This window comes from Saccharothrix sp. 6-C (assembly GCF_016695385.1).
Lineage (GTDB): Bacteria > Actinomycetota > Actinomycetes > Mycobacteriales > Pseudonocardiaceae > Actinosynnema > Actinosynnema texasense.
In genome coordinates, this window is sequence record NZ_CP064192.1 from 681,891 (window position 1) to 702,073 (window position 20,183).

The window sequence follows — 20,183 nt, forward strand, 5'->3', positions numbered from 1 at the left end:
AGCCGGCGGACCCGGCGGACTAGCGGCAGAGCGGGCAGGTCGGCGCGGTCGGCTCGGCGCCCGTCAGGTACGGCTTGAGGTGCTCGGCGATGGCCCTCGCCAAGGACGGCGGCACGGCGTTGCCGATCTGCCTCGCCACCTCGATCTTCGTGCCGCACCACTCGAACGAGTCCGGGAACGACTGCAGCCGCGCCGCCTCCAGGTGCGTGATCGGGCGGTCGACCCGGTGGCCGCCGTCGCCCGGCTCCCACTGCGGGTGCAGGTAGCGGCCCTTCTCCGGCTTGTAGAACTCCGTGCGGATGGTCACCGACGGCTCGTCCCACCGCAGCCGGCCCATCACGTCCGTGGTGCCGGTCTTCTTCTCCCGCCAGCACCGCGGCAACAGCTCCGTCGGCAGGTCGAACCGACCGCCGCCCGGCGGGATGTGCCGGTACCGCTCCAGCGACAACGGCGTGGGGTTGCGGCCGATGTGCAGGTCCGGGCTCTTGAACGGCCCCGGCAGCTCCCGGCCGAAGAACTCCACCACCGACTTCGGCAACGCGGTCGTCACCGGCCGTTCCGGCAGCCCGCGCAGCACGTCGCCCACCGTGTGCCAACGCCCCCGGGGGTGCGTCGCGACCGGCAGCGGGATGCGCCCGATCCGCGAGCCGATCACGATCGTGCGCCGACGCCGTTGCGGCACGCCGAAATCCGACGCCAGCAGGATGCCGAAGCTCAGCTCGTAGCCCTCGGTCTCGGCCTGGAGCAGCGCGAACTCCGTCGACGCCAGGAACCGGTCCACGTTCTCGATCACGAACACCGACGGCCGCGCCTTGCGCACGAACCGCAGGTACTCGCGCCACAACGAGTTGCGCGGGTCGTTGACGTCCTTCGAGCCGAGGTTCGAGAACCCCTGGCACGGCGGGCCGCCCACGATCACGTCGACCTCGGGGATCGCGCTGTCCGGCACGGCCGCGATGTCCGACCAGCGGATGTGGTCCTCGCCGAAGTTCGCCGCGTACGTCGCCGCCGCCTGCAGGTCCCACTCGACCGCCATGACCGGCCGGTAGCCGCCCGCCGCGGCGAACCCGGAGGTCATGCCGCCACAGCCGGCGAACAGGTCGATCATGGACAGCACGAACTCAGGCTAGCCGACCGCGCCGCCCCAGCACCGTGGCCCGCACCCGACTCGCCGCGACGGACGGGTCCTCGTGCTCCCACACCCGCACCGCGAGCCAGCCCGCGTCCGCCAGCACCTGGTCGGTGTTCGCGTCCCGCGCCCGGTTCGTCTCGATCTTGGTCCGCCAGAACTCGCCGTTGCGCTTGGGCCACGTGCCGTGCTCCGGGCAGCCGTGCCAGAAGCACCCGTCCACGAACACCGCCACCTTGGCGGGCCCGAACACCACGTCCGCCTCACGCCGCACCGCGCGCACGGGCCGCTGGTGCACCCGGTACCGCAGCCCCAGCCGGTGCAGCTCGCGCCGCAACGCCACCTCGATGCCCGTGTCCCGGGAACGCTGCTTGCTCATCCGGGCGCGGACGTCGTCCGTCGTCTCCAGGTTCGGCACCCCGCCATGATGGCTCATGCGCGCGCCTCGCCGACGTGCGCCACGGCAAGATCGCCGAGCACTGCCACGGAGGACTCCCTCATGCCGGGCGCAGCACCCCCAGCAGCCTCCGCGCCGCCCGGTCCAGGTGCGCCCGCGACGGCAGCAGCGCCGCGCCGACCTGCGTGAACTCGGTGACCCCGAGGTCGGTGAAGAAGAACGGCGGCATCGCGTGCACCAGCAGGTCCTCCGACCGCTGCCCGCCGCCGCGCGGGTTGAGGATCAACCGCCCCACCCACGCGTCCACCTTGAACACGGTGTCCGCCAGCGGGTGCACCCGCACGTCCAGCCCGTGCCCGCGCAGCACCGCGAGCACGTGCACGTCACGCAGGAACCCCAGGAAGTCCGACACCACGCGGTTGCGCAGCGCGGCCCGCCCCCGCGGCCCCACCTCGGCGCTCACCTCGCGAGCGGGCGTCCACAGCATGTCCCGCGCCCGCTCGTCGGCCGCGCAGAACTCCCGGAACTCCGGCCAGCCGGGTAATCGGCCGAGCGTCTCGACCACGTGGTGCGCCACGTGCGTGAAGGCGTGGTCGGGCCGCCAGTCCCGGATATCCGGCACGTCCGTCGGCCCGGGCCGCGGCGCGCTCCGGCACGCGGCTTCCACCTCGTCCGGGGTGATCCGGTGCACGGCGACGGACTCGTGCGCCATCACCTGCGCCACGACGTGCTTGCGCCCGCTGAACCAGTGGTTGAAGTGGAACCGGGTCTCCTGCGTGACGTTGAACAGCCTGCGCACTTCCAGGGCGGTGGTCATGACGCGGAGAGTACGGACGAGCACCGACAGTTCCGGCGAACCCGCAGGTCAGGTGATCGACAGGTGCGCCCGGTCGGCCGCCGTGCGGCCCGCGTCCCACCCCGCCGCGCTGCGCACCGGCGTCGACTTGGCGACGATCCGGGTGAACATCGCGCCGAAGTACTCCTCCACCGCCTTCTTGCGCTCGGCCAGCACGGGCAGCAGCCGGTCGTCGTCCGGCACCTCGTTCGCCGCCCGCAGCCGCTCACCGACCCGGTGCGCGTAGGACAGCAGGAACGACTTGCGGAACGCCGCCGACCGCGCCTCGTCGCCCTTGCGCGCCTTGTCGCCCGCCGCGACCATCGCCCGCGTCGCCTGGACCAGCAACGACGCCGACAGCAGCTCCACGATCTCCAGGTCGAGCTCCTCGCCGACCAGCGCCACGAACCCCAGGTCGTAGACCACGGCACGGCAGCGGTTCGCCGTCGCGACCACGTGCACGACCTGCGCCTTGCCGTCGAAGTACCGCTTGTCCAGCCACAACCGGCGGGACGTGGTCGTCGGCGCGTCGAGGGGCATCCGCTCCAACGCGTGCCGCGTCACCAGCTCCTGCGCCTTGGCCGACAGCGCCTCCGCCTCGTCCGGGAACGCGGTCGACTCCGCCTTGGCCAGCAGCCCGCGCACCCGGTTGAGGATCTTCGGGTCCACGTGGTGGTGGTCGACCGCGGCCAGCGGCGTGCCCGGCTTCGGCACGATCACCGGCAGGCCCGGCAACGTCACCAGCACCGCCAGCACCGCCACCGCGGCGGCCACGGCGTCGTCACGCGTCTCGATGTGCCTGGACGCCCACTGGTCGACGTGCGGCTGGGCGGTGTCCCACCACACCGTCGCCTCGATCTCCTCCAGCTGCTCCCGCCAGCGCGGGTGCAACACCGGGTAGCGGGACGCCTCGACGGCCAGCGAGTCGACCAGGAACGACAGCGCGCGCTCGTCCTCGTTGCGCCGGACGACCTCGTACACGTCGTAGGGCAGCCAGCCGTGCTCCCAGAGGTGCTCGAAGGCACGCCTCAGCACCGCCTGGACCGCTTCGTCCACTTCGGCCGGTGGGAGGGAGGAGGTGCGGGGCAGCTTGGCCCGGCGGTTCGCCGCGGCCCGCCACAACACCTCGCGCAGGGAGTCCACGACTGCCGATTGTCCCCTTTCGGGTGCGGTGTCGCCGCACCCGGTGCGCGTTGCGGCCTCGCGGACGCCCGACGTGCCAGCCTCGCGCGGTGAGCCGGAAGACGCAGGTGCCGAGGCGGCGGCCGATCGTGGTGGTGAACCGTCCGCAGGGGACGCCGCTGACCACGGCGCAACGACAGGTCGTCCACCGCTGCCGTGCCCTGCCGCAACTCCTCGACCCGCTGGAGGCGGAGCTGACGGTCAGCAGCGCGGTCGCCGACCTCCGGCCCGACGAGGAGTTCTGGGCCGGCCTGATCGAGCACGCCGTGTCGCTGTCCAGCCGGCGCAACCACGCCCTGCTGCGCGTCCTGGCCGCCGTGCTCACCGGCCGGCCGCGCGAGTGGGCGGCGAGCGCCGTCACCCCCGCCGGACCCGCCCTGACCGTCGGCGGGGCCTGGATCTGCGACCGTTCCATCGACGCCGGCTACCTGGCCCTGATCTGCACGTACAGGTTCGCCTGGGCCGAGCACGCGATGGTGTTCCTGATCGACGAGCTCTCGGGCGGCGAAGTGCGCACCGCCTTCGTCACGAGGGACGTCGCCACCGCCCGCACCCGCCTGGCCGACCAAGGCCCCCTGACCCCGATAGGAGCCGAGGCCGCCCACTGGCTGCTGGCCAAGTCCTACCACCGCCTGGACCGCAACGCGGACGCGGTCCTCGACCCGGACGTCCAGCGGACCCGGCTGCTCGCCGCCCGGCGGATCTCGATCGCCTTCGGGTAGTCGAACGGCTCACGCTCGGTCCACAGCACCACGGTCGTAGGTGTGTTCCCGTCGTGGACCGGCTGCTCGACAAGGGTCGTGCGGGGCGAGTTGGGACCCGCCCGCGCCCGGCACCCCGTGAGCACCACCACCTGGTTCTGCTCCGCGCTGCCAGTCCTGGACTGCTTGCGGAGGATCTTTATGGGCGCCGGCACGGCCGGTGCTCGGGTGGACGGGATGTCGCGCCACAACGCCCGGCCGATGAGTTCGTTCGAGGCGGGCTTTTCGGCGGTCGATCGGTGATCGGGTTCTTCCGAGGACGGTGAACTCCGCCGCCGCCGACGGCACTGCAAGCGGACTGCAAGTCGACCGGCAAACCGGACCGCCACGCTCGGTGCAGGGAGAGAGCGCGAGGGGGAACCGGATGACGAACACCGAATGGCTGCGGGTGCCGGTCGGGATCGACGCGCCCAGGTGGGTGACCAGGAGCAGGTGCCGACAGGTGCTCGCCGTGGTGCACACGGTGACCAGCGGACAACGCCTGCTGGAGGCCGTGGAGCTCGTGGAGTCCGATCCGCGGGTGCAGGTGACGTTCAGCCAGGCGCCGGACACGTTCAGCGCCGGCGTGGACGACTTCCTGAGGTCGACCCGCGGTGTCGTGCTGCCGTGGGAGCAGGCCACCAGGGAGCGGTTCGACCTGGCGTTGGCGGCTTCGTACGGCAGCCTGCACCTGCTGCACGCGCCGTTGCTGCTCATGCCGCACGGCGCCGGGTACGGCAAGTCCGTGTCGGTCGGCGACGAGCCGATGGTCTACGGGCTCGACGCGCAACGGCTGATGCACAACGGCGTGGTGCTGCCCGCGGCCGTCGTGCTGTCGCATGAGGACCAGCGGGAGGTGCTGCGCCGCCAGTGCCCGCAGGCGCTGGACGTCGCGGTGGTGGCGGGCGACCCCTGCTACGACCGCATGGTCGCCAGCCTGCCCCGGCGTGACGCCTACCGCGAGGCGTTGGGCGTCACGCCGGGGCAACGCCTGCTCGTGGTCACGTCCACGTGGGGCCTGGACTCGCTGTTCGCGCGGTTCGAGGACTTCCTGCCGCGCCTGCTCGAAGAGCTGGCCGCGCACGGCTACCGGGTGGCGGCGATGCTGCACCCGGCCGGCTGGTTCGCGCACGGCGTCCGCCAGGTCGAGGCGTGGCTGACGGAGTGCCGCGACGCCGGGCTCGTCGTCGTGCCGCCGGAAGTGGACTGGCGGGCCGCGGTGGTGGCCGCCGACCAGGTGGTGGCCGACCACGGCTCGATCGGCGTCTACGCCGCGTCCATCGGCACGCCGGTGGTGCTCGCCGAACCGCCGGTCAGCGCGGTGCTGAGCGACGGTTCGGCGCAGGAGCTGCTCCAACGGGTCGCGCCGCGCCTCACCTTCGACCGGCCGCTGCTCGCGCAGTTCGACGACGCCGCCCGCGGCGCCCCGCGGCTCGGCGAGCTGATGCGCGAGCGGGTCACGTCGAGGCCGGGCGGTTCGGCGGCGGAGTTGCGGGGCGCCATGTACCGGTTGCTGGACTTGGCGGAGCCGGGACGGCACCGTGCGCCGACGCCGGTTCCCGCGCCCGGGGGAGGAGGTCCGGGTGGTCGCTGAACCGGGTGGTCTGCGCGCGGTCGTCTCGTCCGGCGGCGAGATCATCGCGTTGATGGGTGACGACGTGCTCGGGTTCGTGCCCGTGGCTCGCGAGGCTTGCTTGTCGGACACGGACCTGTGGTGTTCGGCCGTCGAGTCGCTGCGGGCCTGGGGCGCCGTCGGGCTCGACTTGCGGATCCTGCGCCGGCAGGGGCTGCCGGTCTGGTGCGCGCGGCACCGCGCCCAGCGCTCAGTCGAGCCGTGCGGACGGCTCGACGTCCGCCAACCTGGCTGACAGCAGCGCGACCCGGTTCGAGCCGAGTTTCGCCAGCAGCCGCAGCGCGTGACGCCAGTGCTCGGCGGCACGCGCCGCGTCGGCCCGTTCGGCGGCCGATTCGGCGAGGAGCTCGTGGGCTTCGGCCGCGCCGCGGTCGGAGCCCAGCTCGCGCATCGCCGCCAACGCCGCCTCGCCGAGGCGGTCGGCGTCGGCTCCGTTGCCGTCGTGGTGGTGGACCTTCGCCATCGCCAGGGTGACGCGTGCCCGGTTGTACGGGTCGGGTTCCGCCAGGCCGTCGAACAGGCGCAGGGCCTCGTGCAGCGCCTCCAACCCGGCTACCGGCTGCCCGGTGCGGCCCAACGTGGCGCCGAGGTGGATCAGGACCAGTCCGAGGCTGCGGTCGGCCGCCAGTTCGCGGTTGACGCGCACGAGGTCGTGCAGCTCGGCCAACGCCTTGGCGGGTTCGTCCCGGTCGAGGTGCAGCAGCGCCAGCACCTCCCGCGCGTCGGCCGCGCCACGCCGGTCGCCCGCGGTGGTGGCGCGATCCGCCGACGCGGTCAGGTGCGCCTCGGCCTCGGCGAACCGGCCGAGGGTCGTCAACGCGAGCCCTTGCCGCTTGAGCATGTCCGCTTCGGCCACGAGATCGCCGAGGCGGCGTGCCGCGGTGATCCCGCACTCGTTGATCCCCAACCGGTCGCGGTAGTGCTTGTGGTGCAGCAGCAGTGGCCACATCACGTCCGACAGCTGCCAGGCGAGGTCGGGCCACCCGTGGTCCAACGCCGCGCGCCCGGCGGCGATCAGGTTCGCCCGCTCGGCCTCCAACCAGGACAGCGCGGCCCCGCGGTCGGTGAGCTGCGGCGGGCCCGGTGGCGTGGCGCGGAACTCGTACGGCAACCGCCTGCGGTGCGGGGTGATCACCAGGTCCGCGACCCGCGCGGCGGCGAGGTACCACTCCAGCACCCGGTGCAGCGCGTCCGCTTTCTCCTCCGGGCCGGCCTGGTCCCGGGCGTGCAGCAGGAGCAGGTCGTGGAAGCGGTAGCGGTCCTGGACGGTCTCCTCGACCAGGCTGTCCTGCACCAGTTCGTCCAGCAGGTCGAGGGCCCGCTCCGGCGGCTCGTCCAGCACCGAACCCGCCACCTCCGGCCCGAAGTCCGGTCCGGGGTGCTGCGCGAGCCGGCGGTACAGCGCGGCGGCGGCCGGTCCGAGGGCCCGGTAGGAGAGGTCGAACGTGGTGCGCACCGACAGCTCCGGCGTCGGTGACAGGGCCGTGAGGCGGTTCCGCTCGTCGGTCAGCTCCGCCACCACGCGCTGCACCGACCACCTGGGTCTGGCGGCGAGCCGGGCCGCCGCCACGCGCAGCGCGATCGGCAGGCCGCCGCACATCCCGACCAGCTCACGCGCTGGCGCCTGCTCGCGGGTGACCCGGGTGCCGCCGACCGCGTGGCTCAGCAGCCGCACCGCCGACGACTCGCCGAGCGGTCCGACCTCGACCAGCCGGGCGCCCTCGGCGACGAGCCCGGCGAGCCTGCTGCGGCTGGTGACGATGACGGCACCGGCCGACGACGAGGGCAGCAGCGGGAGCACCTGGCCGACCGCGACGGCGTTGTCCAGCAGCACCAGCAGCCTGCGGTCGGCGGTGAGCGAGCGGTAGAGCGAGGCCTGCTCGTCCAGGTCGGCGGGGACCTGGCCGGGTGGCGTGCCCAGGCCGCGCAGGAACAGGCCGAGCGCGTCGGCCGGCCGAACCGGGGCGCCGCCGCTGAACCCGGCCAGGTCGACGTAGAGCTGACCGTCGCCGAACCGGTCGCGCGTCCGGTGCGCCCAGTGCAGCGCGAGCGCCGTTTTCCCGACGCCTCCCGGCCCGTGCAGCAGCGCCAGCGTGCGACCGCTCTGGGCGGCAATGGAGTCGAGTTCGGCCAATTCCGCGGCCCGGTCCGTGAAATGCGCGGGCGCGCCGAGCAACTGGCGCGGCACGGCGCGTGGTGCGGGAATGCCGTGGAAGTGGACACCGCCGTGCACCGCGCCGGCTTGGACCACCGCGCCGACCACCGAACCGGACAACTCGTTGTTCCGCTCGTCCGTCACGCGCGTCACCTCCCCACGGCAACAGGACGACCGTACGGGAGCCCTGTCGGCGCGGACGGGTCCTCGGGCCGGAACCACCCGGGTTGGGCAAGGGGGACCCTGGGGACGGGCCGCAGGCTCCGGCACTCGGCGCAATCGCGGTGGCGGATCGGCGCAAATGGGAAAACAACAATGGGGCCACCGAAAGGGTGGCCCCATTGTCTGGAGTGCGCCGCCAGGGACTCGAACCCCGAACCCGCTGATTAAGAGTCAGCTGCTCTGCCAGTTGAGCTAGCGGCGCTCGGACCTTCTTGCTCTGTCCGACGCGAAGAACATTAGCACAGCGTCCGACGGGGCTCCCAATCGCCTGGTCAGGGCAGGTGTGCCGCCCTGGTGCAGGGGGAACTTCGCCTTGGTAACGATCCAGCATCTCGGGCAACATCGTCAACCCTTCAGGCGTCCCCTTGTCAGGGGACGCCGACAGACTCCTGTTGCGGACTGTCAGGGCGTTCTGGGGATGAAGCGGAGGACGGGGATGGACCGCAAGCGGGGGGCGCGCCGAGCGCTGGGGGTCGTCGCGATCGGGTTGGTCGCGACGTTGATCACAAGTTGTTCGTCGGGCTCGGCTCCAGCCGGGGGCGCCGCCGCCGACGAGACGACGACCACGTCGTCGACACCGCCGCCCAAGCCCGTGTCGTTGACCACCGGGCCCGCGGACGCGGCGGTGGACGTGGCGCCCGGCGTGCCGGTCGTGGCCACGGCCACCGACGGCAAGATCACCTCGGTCGCGCTGACGAACCCGGAGGGCGTGGCCGTCGCCGGCCAGTTGAGCCCGGACGGTCTGCAGTGGACCAACACCGAACCGCTGGGCTACCAGAAGACCTACACGCTGGCCGTGACGGGCGAAGGCGCGGACGGCAAGCCGGTCACCAAGAGCTCCACCTTCACCACCGTCAAGCCGCGCACGCTGACCTACCTCTCGGTCAACCCGCAGGACGGCACGACGGTCGGCGTCGGCCAGCCGCTCGCGTTCTACTTCGACGAGCCGATCGCGGACAAGGCCGCCGCCGAGGCCATGATCTCGATCACCACGGAACCGCGCGTCGAGGGCGCCTTCTACTGGTTCGACGAGAAGACCGTGCACTGGCGGCCGCAGGCGTACTGGGCGCCCGGCACCAAGGTCACGATCAACGCCAAGATCTACGGCAAGCACGTGGGCAACGGCGTGTACGGCGAAGAGGACCGCCTGATCACCACCACGATCGGCGACTCCGTCATCCACGAGGCGGACGGCCAGACGCACCAGGTCGTGACGAAGGTCAACGGCCAGGTGGTGCGCACCATGCCGACCTCCATGGGCAACGCGGAGAACCCCACCCCCACGGGCGTCTACGTGCTCACGGAGAAGCACGCGCACATGGTGATGGACTCCCGCACCTACGGCCTCTCGCTGGAGGCGGGCGGCTACGTCACGCCGGTCGACTGGGCCACCCGGATGTCCAACTCCGGCATCTTCTTCCACAGCGCGCCGTGGTCGGTCGGCGACCAGGGCAACCGCAACGTCAGCCACGGCTGCCTGAACCTCTCGCCCGAGAACGCCAAGTGGGTGTTCGACAACGCGAAGCAGGGCGACGTCGTGATCGTCACCAACTCCGGCGGCCCGGAGTTGCAGCCGTGGGACGGTTTCGGCGACTGGCAGGTCCCGTGGGACCAGTGGCTCAAGGGCAACCGGTAGGGCTCAGAGGTCGGTGACGCGACCCGCCGCCACCACCATGCGGCGGGTCGTGCGCACCGCGTCCAGCATCCGGCGGTCGTGGGTGACCAGCAGCAGGGTGCCCTGGTAGGAGTCGAGGGCGGATTCCAGCTGCTCGATCGCGGGCAGGTCGAGGTGGTTGGTCGGCTCGTCCAGCACGAGCAGGTTCACCCCGCGTGCCTGGAGCAGGGCCAGCGCGGCCCGGGTGCGTTCACCGGGTGAGAGCGACGCCGCGGTCCGCAGCACGTGCGCCGCCTTCAGCCCGAACTTCGCCAGCAGCGTGCGCACGTCGGCGGGCGCCACGTCCGGCACGGCGGAGCCGAAGGCGTCCAGCAGCGGCTCGTCGCCCAGGAACAGGCCGCGTGCCTGGTCGATCTCGCCCACCACGACGCCCGAGCCGAGGGACGACGATCCCGAGGTCAGCGGGACGCGGCCGAGCAGCGCCGCCAGCAACGTCGACTTGCCGGAGCCGTTGGCCCCGGTGATGGCGATCCGGTCCGCCCAGTCCACCTGCAGGTCCACCGGCCCCAGGGTGAACGACCCCCGCGTCACCACCGCCGCCCGCAGCACCGACACCACCGAGCCGGACCGGGGCGCGGCGGCGATCTCCATCCGCAGCTCCCACTCCTTGCGCGGCTCCTCGACCACGTCCAGCCGTTCGATCAGGCGCTCGGTCTGCCGCGCCTTCGAGGCCTGCTTCTCGGTCGCCTCGGTGCGGAACTTGCGCCCCACCTTGTCGTTGTCGGGCGCCTTGCGGCGGGCGTTCTTGACGCCCTTCTCCATCCACGCCCGTTGCGCCCGAGCGCGCTCCTCCAGCGAGGTCCGCGTGGACGCGTACTCCTCGTACTCCTCGCGCGCGTGCCTGCGGGCGATCTCCCGTTCCTCCAGGTACGCCTCGTAGCCGCCGCCGTAGGTCCGCACCTGCTGCTGCGCCAGGTCCAGCTCCACGACCCGCGTCACCGTGCGGGCCAGGAACTCGCGGTCGTGCGACACCACCACGACGCCCGCGCGCAGCCCCGTCACGAACCGCTCCAGCCGGGCCAGGCCGTCCAGGTCGAGGTCGTTGGTCGGCTCGTCGAGCAGGAACACGTCGTACCTGCTCAGCAGCAACGACGCCATGCTCGCGCGGGCCGCCTGGCCACCGGACAGGGCGGTCATCGGCAGGTCGAGCGAGACGTCCAGGCCCAGGTCGGCCGCCACTTCCAGCGACCGCTCCTCCAGGTCCGCGCCGCCGAGCGCGAGCCACCGCTCCAGCGCGTCGGAGTAGCCGTCGTCACCCGAGCCCGACGACAACGCCTCGGTCGCCCGGTCCAGCTCGGCCTGCGCCGCCGCCACGCCCGTGCGGCGGGCCAGGAACTCGCGCACGGTCTCGCCCGGACGCCGGTCCGGCTCCTGCGGCAGGTGGCCGACGGTCGCGGTGGTCGGTGAGAGGCGGATCACACCCTGCTCGGCGGGCAGCAGGCCCGCGAGGGTCCGCAGCAACGTCGACTTGCCCGCGCCGTTGGCGCCGACCAGGCCGATCACGTCACCGGGTGCGACGACCAGGTCCAGGCCTTCGAACAGCACGCGGTCGCCGTGCCCGGCGGCCAGGTCCTTCGCGACGAGGGTGGCGCTCATGAGGACTCCACGACAAAAGAAGACGCCCCCCGACAGGGCGTCGAGGGGCGTTCCGCTTGGGGTGAGTGACGGGACTTGAACCCGCGACACCTGGGATCACAACCCAGTGCTCTGCCAGCTGAGCTACACCCACCAAGACCGGCTGACCCGGCGCGTGAAGCATACAGTGCCCTACCGCCGGGTCTGAAATCGACCCTATTCCGGGCCGTCGGCGGCCAGCAGTTCGGTGGCGACGGCCTGCGCCTGCTCCGACGACGGCCCTGGTTGCGGCACGAACGCCGTGCGCCGGTAGTACGCCAGCTCGCGGATCGACTCCTTGATGTCGGCGAGCGCGCGGTGGGCCAGGCCCTTGCCCGGCTGCGCGTAGTAGATGCGCGGGTACCAGCGCCGGCACAGCTCCTTGATCGACGACACGTCGACCATCCGGTAGTGCAGGTGGGCGTCGAGCTCGGGCATGTCGCGGGCGATGAACCCGCGGTCGGTGGCGATCGAGTTGCCCGCCAGGGGAGCGGTGCGGGGGTCCGGCACCCACTCCTTGATGTAGGCCAGCACCTGGGCCTCGGCGTCGGCGAGCGACACGGTCGAGCGCCGCACCTCCTCGGTGAGCCCCGACTTGGCGTGCATCTGCATGACGACGTCCGGCATCGAGTCGAGCGCCGTGTCGTCGGCGTGGATCACCACGTCGACCCCGTCGCCGAGCACGTTCAGCTCCGCGTCGGTCACCAGCGCCGCGATCTCGATCAAGGCGTCCTTGCCCAGGTCGAGGCCTGTCATCTCGCAGTCGATCCACACCAAGCGATCCATCACCCGCGCGAGCCTAGTCGCCCCGTCACGCCGGCCCCGCGTCGCTTCGGGTGGCGGTCCCTACCAATCTCATTACGCTCAGGGCAATGACGGCCCAGAGCGACATCGCCGCCGGTTACGCCACGGACGGCGCGGCCGTCGAGCTCGGCGCGGTGCTCGTCGGCGGCGTGGTGGAGCCGACCGCGCGCGTGCGGCTCCCGCTGGCCACGCTGAACCGGCACGGGCTGGTCGCGGGCGCGACCGGCACCGGCAAGACGAAGACGTTGCAGCTGATCGCGGAGCAGTTGTCGGCGGCGGGCGTGCCGGTGGTGATGGCGGACGTGAAGGGCGACCTGTCCGGGCTGTCCCGTCCGGGTGAGGGCGGCGAGCGGGTCACCGCGCGGGCCGCCGAGACGGGTGACGACTGGCGGCCGCAGGCGTGCCCGGTGCAGTTCCTGTCGCTGGGCACGGGCGGCGCGGCGGTGCCGGTGCGGGCGACCGTCACCAGCTTCGGGCCGATCCTGCTGTCGAAGGTCCTCGGGCTCAACGACACCCAGGAGTCCACGCTCGGGCTGATCTTCCACTGGGCCGACACGCGCGGGTTGCCGCTGCTGGACGTCAAGGACCTGCGGTCGGTGATCGGGCACCTCACGTCCGACGAGGGCAAGGCGGACCTGAAGGGCCTGGGCGGGGTGTCGCCGGCGACGGCGGGGGTGATCCTGCGGTCGCTGGTGAACCTGGAGGCGCAGGGCGGCGACACGTTCTTCGGCGAGCCCGAGCTGGACCCGCGCGACCTGATGCGGGTGGTCGACGGTCGCGGCGTGGTGTCGCTGCTGGAGCCGGCGGAGCTGCAGGCCAGGCCGGCGTTGTTCTCGACGTTCCTGATGTGGCTGCTGGCGGAGCTGTTCGAGGTGCTGCCCGAGGAGGGCGACCTGGACCAGCCGAAGCTGGTGTTCTTCTTCGACGAGGCGCACCTGCTGTTCGCCGACGCGTCCAAGGCGTTCCTCGAGCGGATCACCCAGACGGTGAAGCTGATCCGGTCCAAGGGTGTGGGCGTGTTCTTCTGCACCCAGCTGCCGACCGACGTGCCGAACGCGGTGCTGTCGCAGTTGGGCGCACGGGTGCAGCACGCGCTGCGGGCGTTCACGCCGGAGGATCAGGCGGCGTTGGCGAAGACGGTGAAGACGTACCCGACGACGCCGCACTACGAGCTGGACGAGGCGTTGAGGTCGTTGGGGATCGGCGAGGCCGTGGTGACGGTGCTGAGCGAGAAGGGCGCGCCGACCCCGGTCGCGTGGACGCGGCTGCGCGCGCCGCGGTCGTTGATGGACACGATCGGGTCGGACGCGATCGGGCAGGCGGCCGAGGCTTCCGAGCTGCACGGCAAGTACGCCGGGACGGTGGACCGGGAGTCGGCCTACGAGAAGCTGGCGGCGAAGGTGGCGCCCCCACCGGAGACGCCACCTCCACCGCCGGAGGACCCTGCCGAGCCCGAGGACCGCGCCGAGCCCGAGGACCGCGCCGAGCCCGGACGTCGTGCCGAGCGCGAGGAGCCGGGCGTGGTGGCGCAGGTGCTCGGCAACCCGGCGGTGAAGTCGTTCTTCCGGTCAGCCGCGAGCGCCCTCGGCCGCGAGATCACCCGTGGGCTCTTCGGGACCTCCCGCAAGCGCCGGTGAGCGCTTGACCTTCATGGACAGGAACGCGGCGCCGATGCTGAGCACGCCGGCGACGTACCAGGCCGGGGCGTAGTCGCCGAAGTGGTCGCGGGTCAGGCCGGCGGCGGTGGCGGCGATCGCCGCGCCGATCTGGTGCGAGGCGAAGACCCAGCCGAAGACCACCGGGGCGGACAGGCCGAACACCTGGCGGCACAGCGCCACGGTCGGCGGGACGGTGGCGACCCAGTCCAGGCCGTAGAAGATGATGAACACGAGCATCGACGGGTGCACCGCGTCGTGGAACAGCTGCGGCAGGACGAGGAGTGACGCGCCGCGCAGCACGTAGTACACGGCGAGCAGGATCCGCGAGTCGACTCGGTCGGTGAGCCAGCCCGACAGGACCGTGCCCGCGATGTCGAAGATCCCCACCAGGGCGAGCAGGCCCGCGGCGGTGGTGGTGGGCATGCCGTGGTCGTGCGCGGCGGGGATGAAGTGGGTGCCGACCAGGCCGTTCGTGGTCGCGCCGCAGATCGCGAAGCCCGCCGCCAGGAACCAGAACGGTCCGGTGCGCGCGGCGCTCGTCAGCGCTCCGATGGCACGCCGGGCCGCGCCGCCCGACGACGGCGTCATGGGCACGACCTCGTCGCCGCCGTAGGGCGGGACGCCGACGTCGGCGGGGTGGTCGCGCAGGAACAGCAGCACCAGCGGCACGACCGCGAGGGCCGCGACCGACACCACGATCGAGGCGCTGCGCCACCCGGACGACTCCGACAGCGCCGCCACGACCGGCAGGAACACCAGCTGACCCGTCGCGCCGCCGGCGGTCAGGATGCCGGTGACCAGGCCGCGGTGCTTGACGAACCACCGGCCGGTGATGGTCGCCACGAACGCCAGCGCCATCGACCCGGTGCCCAGGCCGACCAGCACGCCCCAGAACAGCACCAGCTGCCAGGCCGTGGTCATGAACACGGTCAGCCCGCTGCCCACCGCGACCAGCGTCAACGCCGAGGCCACGACCTTGCGCACACCGAGGCGTTCCATCAGGGCGGCGGCGAAGGGCGCGGTCAGCCCGAACAACATGAGGTTCACCGACACGGCGAAGCCGATCGTGGCGGTGGACCAGCCGAACTCGCGTTGCAGCGGTTCGATCAACGCGCCCGGGGTGGCCCGGAACGCCGCGGCGCCGACGAGCGCGACGAAGGCGACGCCGGCGACCACCCATGCCCAGTTCTGCTTGCTGCGAATCACGTCCACCAGCCTCGACGATTCGACCCGGTGGCGAAAAGTGGCTGGAAGGCCATCATGTGCAAGAATCCGGCCATGGACAGCCGCCACCTGGTCGCCGTGCTCGCGCTGGACGAGGTGGTGACCTTCGACCTGGGCACACCGACGCAGGTCCTCAACGCCGCCCGCGACGAGGACGAGCGGCGGCTCTACCGGGTGCGGGTCTGCACGCCGGGCGGGCGTCCGGTGCGCAGCGCGGCCGGGTTCACCATCACCCCCGACCACGGCCTGGAGCTGCTGGCGGAGGCGGGCACGGTGATCGTGGCCGGCGTGCACTACGGCGCGCGGGTGCTGGCGGACGGCGTCGTGGACGAGCCGGTGCGCGACGCCCTGCTCGCGGCGGCGGCCCGGGGCGCGCGGGTGATGTCGATCTGCACGGGCGCGTTCGTGCTGGCCGCGACGGGTCTGCTGGACGGGCGCAGGGCCACCACGCACTGGGCGCACGCGGACAACTTCCGCCGCCTGTTCCCGCTGGTCGACCTCGACCCGGACGTGCTGTTCGTGGACGAGGGCGACGTGCTGACCTCGGCGGGCGTCGCGGCGGGCGTCGACCTGTGCCTGCACGTCGTGCGGCACGACCACGGCAGCGAGGTGGCGAACATGGCCGCCCGCCGGTGCGTGGTGCCGTCGTGGCGGCCGGGCGGGCAGTCGCAGTTCATCGTCCGCCCGGTCCCCGACCGGGCCGACACGTCCACCGCGCCGGCCCGCGCGTGGGCCGTGGAGCACCTGAACGAGCAGCTGGACCTGCGTGCGCTGGCCGCGCACGCCCGGATGAGCGTGCGGACGTTCACCCGCCGGTTCCGCGAGGAGACCGGCGTGAGCCCCGGCAAGTGGATCACGCAGCAGCGCGTGGAGCGGGCGCGTCACCTGCTGGAGACCACGGACCTGGCCATCGACCAGGTGGCGCGGCACGCGGGCTTCGGCACGGGCGCGGCGCTGCGGCAGCAGCTGGGCGCGACGCTCGGCGTGGCGCCCAGCGTGTACCGGACCACGTTCCGCTCAGTCGGCTAGCTCCAGGAACGGCCGCAGCAGGTCCGGCACCGCCGCGTCGGCCAGCGCCAGGCCGTCGGCCTCGGCCACGTCGACCACGTGGTACGCGCCGTCGCCCGCCGCCGTGGTGGCGGTGATCGTGACCAGGCCCGCGCGGCGCTGGAAGAACGAGCGGGAGACGCGCCAGCCGATGATGCCGGTGCGTTGCAGCGCAACGGTTTCGCGGACCGCCGAGCCCGCGCGGGCCAGCAGGTGGCGGTCGGTCAGCGCGTGGCCGAGCGAGCGGTAGCGGTCGTAGCCCAGGGCCGCGGAGAACGGCACCAGCGCCAGCACGACCTGCCACGTCCAGCTCGGCGCGAACCACGCCAGGACCGCCGCCGCCACGAGCAGCGGCACGACGGCGCGCACCATCCGGCGGCGCAGCGCGGCCATCGGGTGCCTGCGCAGCGGGGTCCGCGTCGGCGACTCGGCCGCCCGGTCGCCACCGGTCGCCTGGTCCCCACCGGTCGTCCGGTCGCCTGTGGTCGGTTGCTCGTCACCGGCTGCCCGGTCGCCTGTGCTCGGCTGGTCCGTGACTCCGCCGGAGGTCTGCCGCAGCACCTCCGCGGACACGCGGTGCGCCTCGGCGACCGGCGCGGGCGGCAGCAGCAGGTTGCTCTCGCCCTTGCGGCCCAGGCCGGTCGTCACGGTCTTGGCGTGCGCGCCCCGCCCGGCGCGCAGCAGCAGCGGCTCGACCAGCTCGACGCCGCGGAGTCGTTGCTCGGCAACGGAAACCGAGCGCGTGGTGAGCAGGCCGCGGCGCACGCGGACCGTGTCGTCCGGCTCGCGGGTCAGCCGGTAGCCCCAGAACTGCACCACGTACACCAGCGCCGAGCCGAGCGTGGCCACCAGCAGCACGACCGCGCCGATCACCGCGATGGTCAGCCCGAGCGGCTGCTCCGCGACCCAGTGCGCGGCCTCGCTCATCGGCTCGAGCACCTCGATGTCCAGCTCTCGCGCGAAGTTCATCACGAACCCGAACAGCGCGCCGGCGGCCACCAGGCCGGACAACGTCAACGGCGCGTACCGCAGCCACCCGTTGTCCCATTCGGACAGCACGACGCTCGGCCGTGCCTCCTCGACGGCGGCTTCGGCGGCGGCGGTGGGCGCTTCCGCCTTGGCGGTGGTGAGCAGCAGCACGCGCAGCCGTTCCGCCTCGGCCGACGACACCGCGTCCAACGTCAGGCCGTCCTCACCGGGCTGGTCGCGCTGCCCGGTGCCGACCCGGATCGCGGACAGCCCGAACAGCCGGTGCCCGAGCTTCGCGGTCAGGTCCACCGTGCGGATCCGGTCGCGCGGCACCGCCAAGCGCTTGCGCACCAGCAGACCGGTGTGCATCTCGACCTGCTCGGTGGTGATCCGGTAGCGGGTGGTGACCCACCGCAGCAGGCCGAACAGAACGATCGCCACGATCACGGCGACGCTAGCCAGGATGCGCCACGTCTCGCCCTTGCCGAGCACCAGCAGGCCGATGAACACCGGGACCAGGCCGAGCAGCTCGTTGAGCGGTCGGACGACGAGCATCCGCACGTCCAGCCGGTGCCAGTCCACCACCGGTTCGGCGTACTCGGGCGCGGCGGGCAGTTGCGCGGTCACGTGGCATCACCCGGCGTGGCCTGGGTGGTGGTGGTCAGCTCGTCGGCCAACCGCACCGCGTCGTCGTGGTCGAGGCCCTCGATGAGCACGGGGCCGGCGGCCGAGGCGGTGGTCACGGTCACCGTGGACAGCCCGAGGAGCTGTTGCAGGGGACCTCGCTTGGTGTCCACGGTCTGGATGCGCGAGACGGGCGCGATGCGCCACTCCTGGTTCAGCCAGCCGGCCAGCGTGTAGACCGCGTCCGGGGTGGCCTCCCAGCGGTGCACCCGGTACCGCCAGCGCGGCATCACCAGCGTGTGGGCCGTGCCGAGCACGAGGGTCGCGATCGCGGCGGTCACCTGCCACGGCGAGGCGGTGAAGATCAGCACCACGAGTTGCGGCGCCAGCAGCACCGCCCAGCCGATCAGCGCGTGCAGCGTCCAGAGGGTGATCGACTTGCGGCTCACCTGGTGCCGCGGCGCGCGCAGGCGCAACACTTCGTTGCTCACGCCGTCCACTGTGCCTCAAGGCCGAGTCCGCGTGCGCGCGAACCCGGCCTCGGGACCGGTCGGTTACGGCTGCGGTGCGTAGGGCGCCTGGAACACCTTGGCCGTGGCGCTCGCGCCCTGGACGGCCGCAGCGGCGGGCACACCGACGACGACCGCGAGACCGGCGCAGATGGCGAGCGCAGCCATGATTCTGTGCAGGGAGTGCACAACCATCGTCGAACTCCGTTCGATCGTAGCGGCTTTGTCGGCAGGGGGGAGCCGGACCAGATCCGCGGGTAACGCCCGGAAGCGTCCAAGCGGAGCATGGCACAGAGGGGTCGTCACGGTCATCACCCACTTCTGCCCCTGCCCGCTAGGCAATACCCCCGGAGCGGTAGCCCCGATCGTCGGGGACATCCCACCATTACGGGTAACGAGCGGGAAACCCGGAAGTGACTCAGTCCAGCAGAGGTCGTGCCCGCGGGTCCTCGTCGAGGTCCACCCACCAGACCGCCGCGCCCGCCCGGTCGCGCACGCCGATCGTCCGGTAGATGCGCTGGAGGTGGTTCTGCACGGTCTTCGGCGACAGCGACAGCTCGGCCGCGATGTCCGTGGTGCTCTCGCCGGCGGCGACGCGCCGCAGCACCTCGATGCCGCGCTTGGTCAGCCCGGACCGCAACGCCCGCGCGATCCGCCGGTTGTCCTGCTCGGCGGTGGCCGAGCTGCGCAGCGGGTCCGGCGACGCCCGGTGCTCCCGGCGCAACCCGAACGTGCGCTCGGCCAGCTGGTCCACCAGCCGCGCGGACAGGTCGTGCTCCCGCATCCGCAGCAGGTCACGGCCTTCCTGGAGCTCCCACAGCCGGTACTGCTCCAGTTGGGACCGGGCGTGTCGCAGCGCCGAGTCGAGCTTCCCGGCCCGCTCGTGGGCCACGCTCAGCGCGCCGTGCGCCCGCACCGCGACCTCCCGCGCCAGCACGCCCATCGCCAGTTCCGCCGCACGGGTGAGCAGCCGCACCTGGTCGTCGTGCCGCTCGCGCACACCGCTGATGCGGGCCCGCGCCATCAGCAGCTCGGCCCGCAGCACGGGCCGGTCGTGCGCGGCGAGCAGCCGGTCGGCCCGCTGGCACGAGCGCAGCGCCCGCTCCACCTCGCCGAGGTCCAGTCGCACGTGGGTGAGCAGCAGGTTCAGCCTGGCCATCCGCAACGGCTGGTCGAGGTGCTTCCACCGGTCCCGGGCCTGCGCGCACAACGCCTCCGCGCGCCGCAGCTTGCGCGTGCACGGCTCGCCGTCCGGGCTGCACCGGCTCGCCGCCGAACGCACCATGCAGTGCTCGTGGTACTGCGTGCGCAGGACGTTGGCCTGCTCGAACAGGATCGAGCCGATCAGCTCGACGTCCTTGGTCAGCTCGGCGAGGCCGAGGGCACGGGCCAGGGAGTGCAGCGACCGCTCCCGCGAGTCCAGCCGCAGCTCGACCACGGCCTGCGAGAAGCTGCACCACGCCTGGAGCCCGACGTGCCGGTTGGCCACCGCGATGGCCTGCACCCGGTCGATGGTGTCCAGCGCGCCGGGCAGCAGCCCGCGCTTGCCCAGCGCCACGGACTGGGCCAGCACGCTGTGCGCCACGCCCTCGGCGTCGTCCAGCCACGAGAACGCGGCCACCGCCTTCTCGGCGGACTCCAGCGCGTCACCGGGGCGGCCCTCGTCCAACGCCATCCGCGCCTCGCGCAGGTTGGCCACCGCGGCCTCGCGCGGACCGGCCGCTCGCTGGACGGGAATCGTCATCGTCTGCCCCCGCCGCAGAGGG

18 protein-coding genes and 2 tRNA genes are annotated in these 20,183 nt (G+C 72.6%); 6 read left to right on the forward strand and 14 right to left on the reverse strand.

Annotation, left to right across the window (positions count from 1 at the left end):
- Positions 1-19 precede the first annotated feature (19 nt).
- The 4 genes from IOD16_RS03190 to IOD16_RS03205 form a co-directional block, all read right to left on the reverse strand.
- On the reverse strand, positions 20-1,108 hold the full coding sequence (locus IOD16_RS03190; RefSeq protein ID WP_123748072.1) for a DNA cytosine methyltransferase: 1,089 nt from the start codon (positions 1,106-1,108) through the stop codon (positions 20-22).
- Between the two features lie 13 nt (positions 1,109-1,121).
- Positions 1,122-1,565, reverse strand: a complete 444-nt coding sequence (locus IOD16_RS03195) for a very short patch repair endonuclease (protein ID WP_123743766.1) — start codon at positions 1,563-1,565, stop codon at positions 1,122-1,124.
- Between the two features lie 61 nt (positions 1,566-1,626).
- Entirely contained in the window at positions 1,627-2,343 is a 717-nt protein-coding gene (locus IOD16_RS03200; RefSeq protein WP_201438818.1) for a hypothetical protein, read from the reverse strand.
- 48 nt (positions 2,344-2,391) lie between these two features.
- A complete protein-coding gene (locus tag IOD16_RS03205; RefSeq protein WP_201438819.1) occupies positions 2,392-3,504 on the reverse strand; it encodes a DUF2786 domain-containing protein in 1,113 nt (370 codons plus the stop codon).
- Positions 3,505-3,593: 89 nt separating this feature from the next.
- Here IOD16_RS03205 and IOD16_RS03210 point away from each other — a divergent pair, with 89 nt between their 5' ends.
- From IOD16_RS03210 to IOD16_RS03220, 3 genes are all read left to right on the forward strand, one after another.
- Entirely contained in the window at positions 3,594-4,265 is a 672-nt protein-coding gene (locus IOD16_RS03210) for a hypothetical protein (RefSeq protein WP_236594721.1), read from the forward strand.
- A 403-nt stretch (positions 4,266-4,668) separates the two neighbouring features.
- Positions 4,669-5,877 carry a hypothetical protein gene (locus IOD16_RS03215; RefSeq protein ID WP_201438821.1) on the forward strand — a complete coding sequence of 403 codons (1,209 nt, stop codon included), beginning with the start codon at positions 4,669-4,671 and terminating at the stop codon, positions 5,875-5,877.
- Entirely contained in the window at positions 5,867-6,151 is a 285-nt protein-coding gene (locus tag IOD16_RS03220) for a hypothetical protein (RefSeq protein ID WP_201438822.1), read from the forward strand. Before IOD16_RS03215 ends, IOD16_RS03220 begins: the two co-directional genes overlap by 11 nt.
- On the opposite strand, the gene IOD16_RS03225 is transcribed toward IOD16_RS03220, so the two are convergent.
- Complete coding sequence (locus IOD16_RS03225; RefSeq protein WP_201438823.1) at positions 6,107-8,215, reverse strand: tetratricopeptide repeat protein; 2,109 nt, start codon at positions 8,213-8,215, stop codon at positions 6,107-6,109. The two genes, IOD16_RS03220 and IOD16_RS03225, sit on opposite strands and share 45 nt — an antisense overlap.
- Before the next feature lie 207 nt (positions 8,216-8,422).
- Positions 8,423-8,495, reverse strand: a tRNA-Lys gene (locus IOD16_RS03230).
- Positions 8,496-8,729: 234 nt separating this feature from the next.
- Here IOD16_RS03230 and IOD16_RS03235 point away from each other — a divergent pair.
- Positions 8,730-9,929: a L,D-transpeptidase gene (locus tag IOD16_RS03235; protein WP_201438824.1), complete on the forward strand. Its 1,200-nt coding sequence runs from the start codon at positions 8,730-8,732 to the stop codon at positions 9,927-9,929.
- Positions 9,930-9,932: 3 nt separating this feature from the next.
- On the opposite strand, the gene IOD16_RS03240 is transcribed toward IOD16_RS03235, so the two are convergent.
- The 3 genes from IOD16_RS03240 to orn all read right to left on the reverse strand — a co-directional run bounded on the left by IOD16_RS03240 (position 9,933) and on the right by orn (position 12,371).
- Positions 9,933-11,564: an ABC-F family ATP-binding cassette domain-containing protein gene (locus IOD16_RS03240; protein ID WP_201438825.1), complete on the reverse strand. Its 1,632-nt coding sequence runs from the start codon at positions 11,562-11,564 to the stop codon at positions 9,933-9,935.
- Between the two features lie 57 nt (positions 11,565-11,621).
- Positions 11,622-11,697, reverse strand: a tRNA-His gene (locus IOD16_RS03245).
- A gap of 62 nt (positions 11,698-11,759) precedes the next feature.
- Positions 11,760-12,371, reverse strand: coding sequence for an oligoribonuclease (gene orn / locus IOD16_RS03250; protein ID WP_201438826.1), 612 nt, complete (start codon positions 12,369-12,371; stop codon positions 11,760-11,762).
- A gap of 83 nt (positions 12,372-12,454) precedes the next feature.
- Here orn and IOD16_RS03255 point away from each other — a divergent pair, with 83 nt between their 5' ends.
- The gene (locus tag IOD16_RS03255) at positions 12,455-14,023 is read left to right on the forward strand and encodes a helicase HerA-like domain-containing protein (RefSeq protein ID WP_201438827.1); all 1,569 of its coding nucleotides are present in this window, start codon (positions 12,455-12,457) and stop codon (positions 14,021-14,023) included.
- Here the strand turns inward: IOD16_RS03255 and IOD16_RS03260 are convergent.
- A complete protein-coding gene (locus IOD16_RS03260) occupies positions 13,955-15,250 on the reverse strand; it encodes an MFS transporter (protein WP_201438828.1) in 1,296 nt (431 codons plus the stop codon). The genes IOD16_RS03255 and IOD16_RS03260 overlap by 69 nt on opposite strands.
- Positions 15,251-15,322: 72 nt before the next feature.
- On the opposite strand from IOD16_RS03260, the gene IOD16_RS03265 reads away from it, so the two are divergent.
- Positions 15,323-16,297, forward strand: coding sequence for a GlxA family transcriptional regulator (locus tag IOD16_RS03265; RefSeq protein ID WP_236594722.1), 975 nt, complete (start codon positions 15,323-15,325; stop codon positions 16,295-16,297).
- Here IOD16_RS03265 and IOD16_RS03270 read toward each other — a convergent pair.
- From IOD16_RS03270 to IOD16_RS03280, 4 genes are all read right to left on the reverse strand, one after another.
- Positions 16,286-17,911 carry a PH domain-containing protein gene (locus IOD16_RS03270; RefSeq protein WP_442978089.1) on the reverse strand — a complete coding sequence of 542 codons (1,626 nt, stop codon included), beginning with the start codon at positions 17,909-17,911 and terminating at the stop codon, positions 16,286-16,288. The genes IOD16_RS03265 and IOD16_RS03270 overlap by 12 nt on opposite strands.
- Positions 17,908-18,399: a PH domain-containing protein gene (locus tag IOD16_RS03275; protein ID WP_236594723.1), complete on the reverse strand. Its 492-nt coding sequence runs from the start codon at positions 18,397-18,399 to the stop codon at positions 17,908-17,910. Before IOD16_RS03275 ends, IOD16_RS03270 begins: the two co-directional genes overlap by 4 nt.
- A 63-nt stretch (positions 18,400-18,462) precedes the next feature.
- A complete protein-coding gene (locus tag IOD16_RS40840) occupies positions 18,463-18,585 on the reverse strand; it encodes a hypothetical protein (protein WP_268957674.1) in 123 nt (40 codons plus the stop codon).
- A gap of 250 nt (positions 18,586-18,835) precedes the next feature.
- Positions 18,836-20,161, reverse strand: coding sequence for a helix-turn-helix domain-containing protein (locus IOD16_RS03280; protein WP_201438830.1), 1,326 nt, complete (start codon positions 20,159-20,161; stop codon positions 18,836-18,838).
- Positions 20,162-20,183 lie beyond the last annotated feature (22 nt).

Bases quoted from the DNA above. Each gene is read 5' to 3' on its own strand.
- IOD16_RS03190 (WP_123748072.1), bottom strand. From the start codon at position 1,108: ATGATCGACCTGTTCGCCGGCTGTGGCGGCATGACCTCCGGGTTCGCC.
- IOD16_RS03280 (WP_201438830.1), bottom strand. From the start codon at position 20,161: ATGACGATTCCCGTCCAGCGAGCGGCCGGTCCGCGCGAGGCCGCGGTG.
- IOD16_RS03240 (WP_201438825.1), bottom strand. From the start codon at position 11,564: ATGAGCGCCACCCTCGTCGCGAAGGACCTGGCCGCCGGGCACGGCGAC.
- IOD16_RS40840 (WP_268957674.1), bottom strand. From the start codon at position 18,585: ATGGCTGCGCTCGCCATCTGCGCCGGTCTCGCGGTCGTCGTCGGTGTG.
- IOD16_RS03195 (WP_123743766.1), bottom strand. From the start codon at position 1,565: ATGAGCCATCATGGCGGGGTGCCGAACCTGGAGACGACGGACGACGTC.
- IOD16_RS03215 (WP_201438821.1), top strand. From the start codon at position 4,669: ATGACGAACACCGAATGGCTGCGGGTGCCGGTCGGGATCGACGCGCCC.
- IOD16_RS03235 (WP_201438824.1), top strand. From the start codon at position 8,730: ATGGACCGCAAGCGGGGGGCGCGCCGAGCGCTGGGGGTCGTCGCGATC.
- IOD16_RS03200 (WP_201438818.1), bottom strand. From the start codon at position 2,343: ATGACCACCGCCCTGGAAGTGCGCAGGCTGTTCAACGTCACGCAGGAG.
- IOD16_RS03255 (WP_201438827.1), top strand. From the start codon at position 12,455: ATGACGGCCCAGAGCGACATCGCCGCCGGTTACGCCACGGACGGCGCG.
- IOD16_RS03265 (WP_236594722.1), top strand. From the start codon at position 15,323: ATGGACAGCCGCCACCTGGTCGCCGTGCTCGCGCTGGACGAGGTGGTG.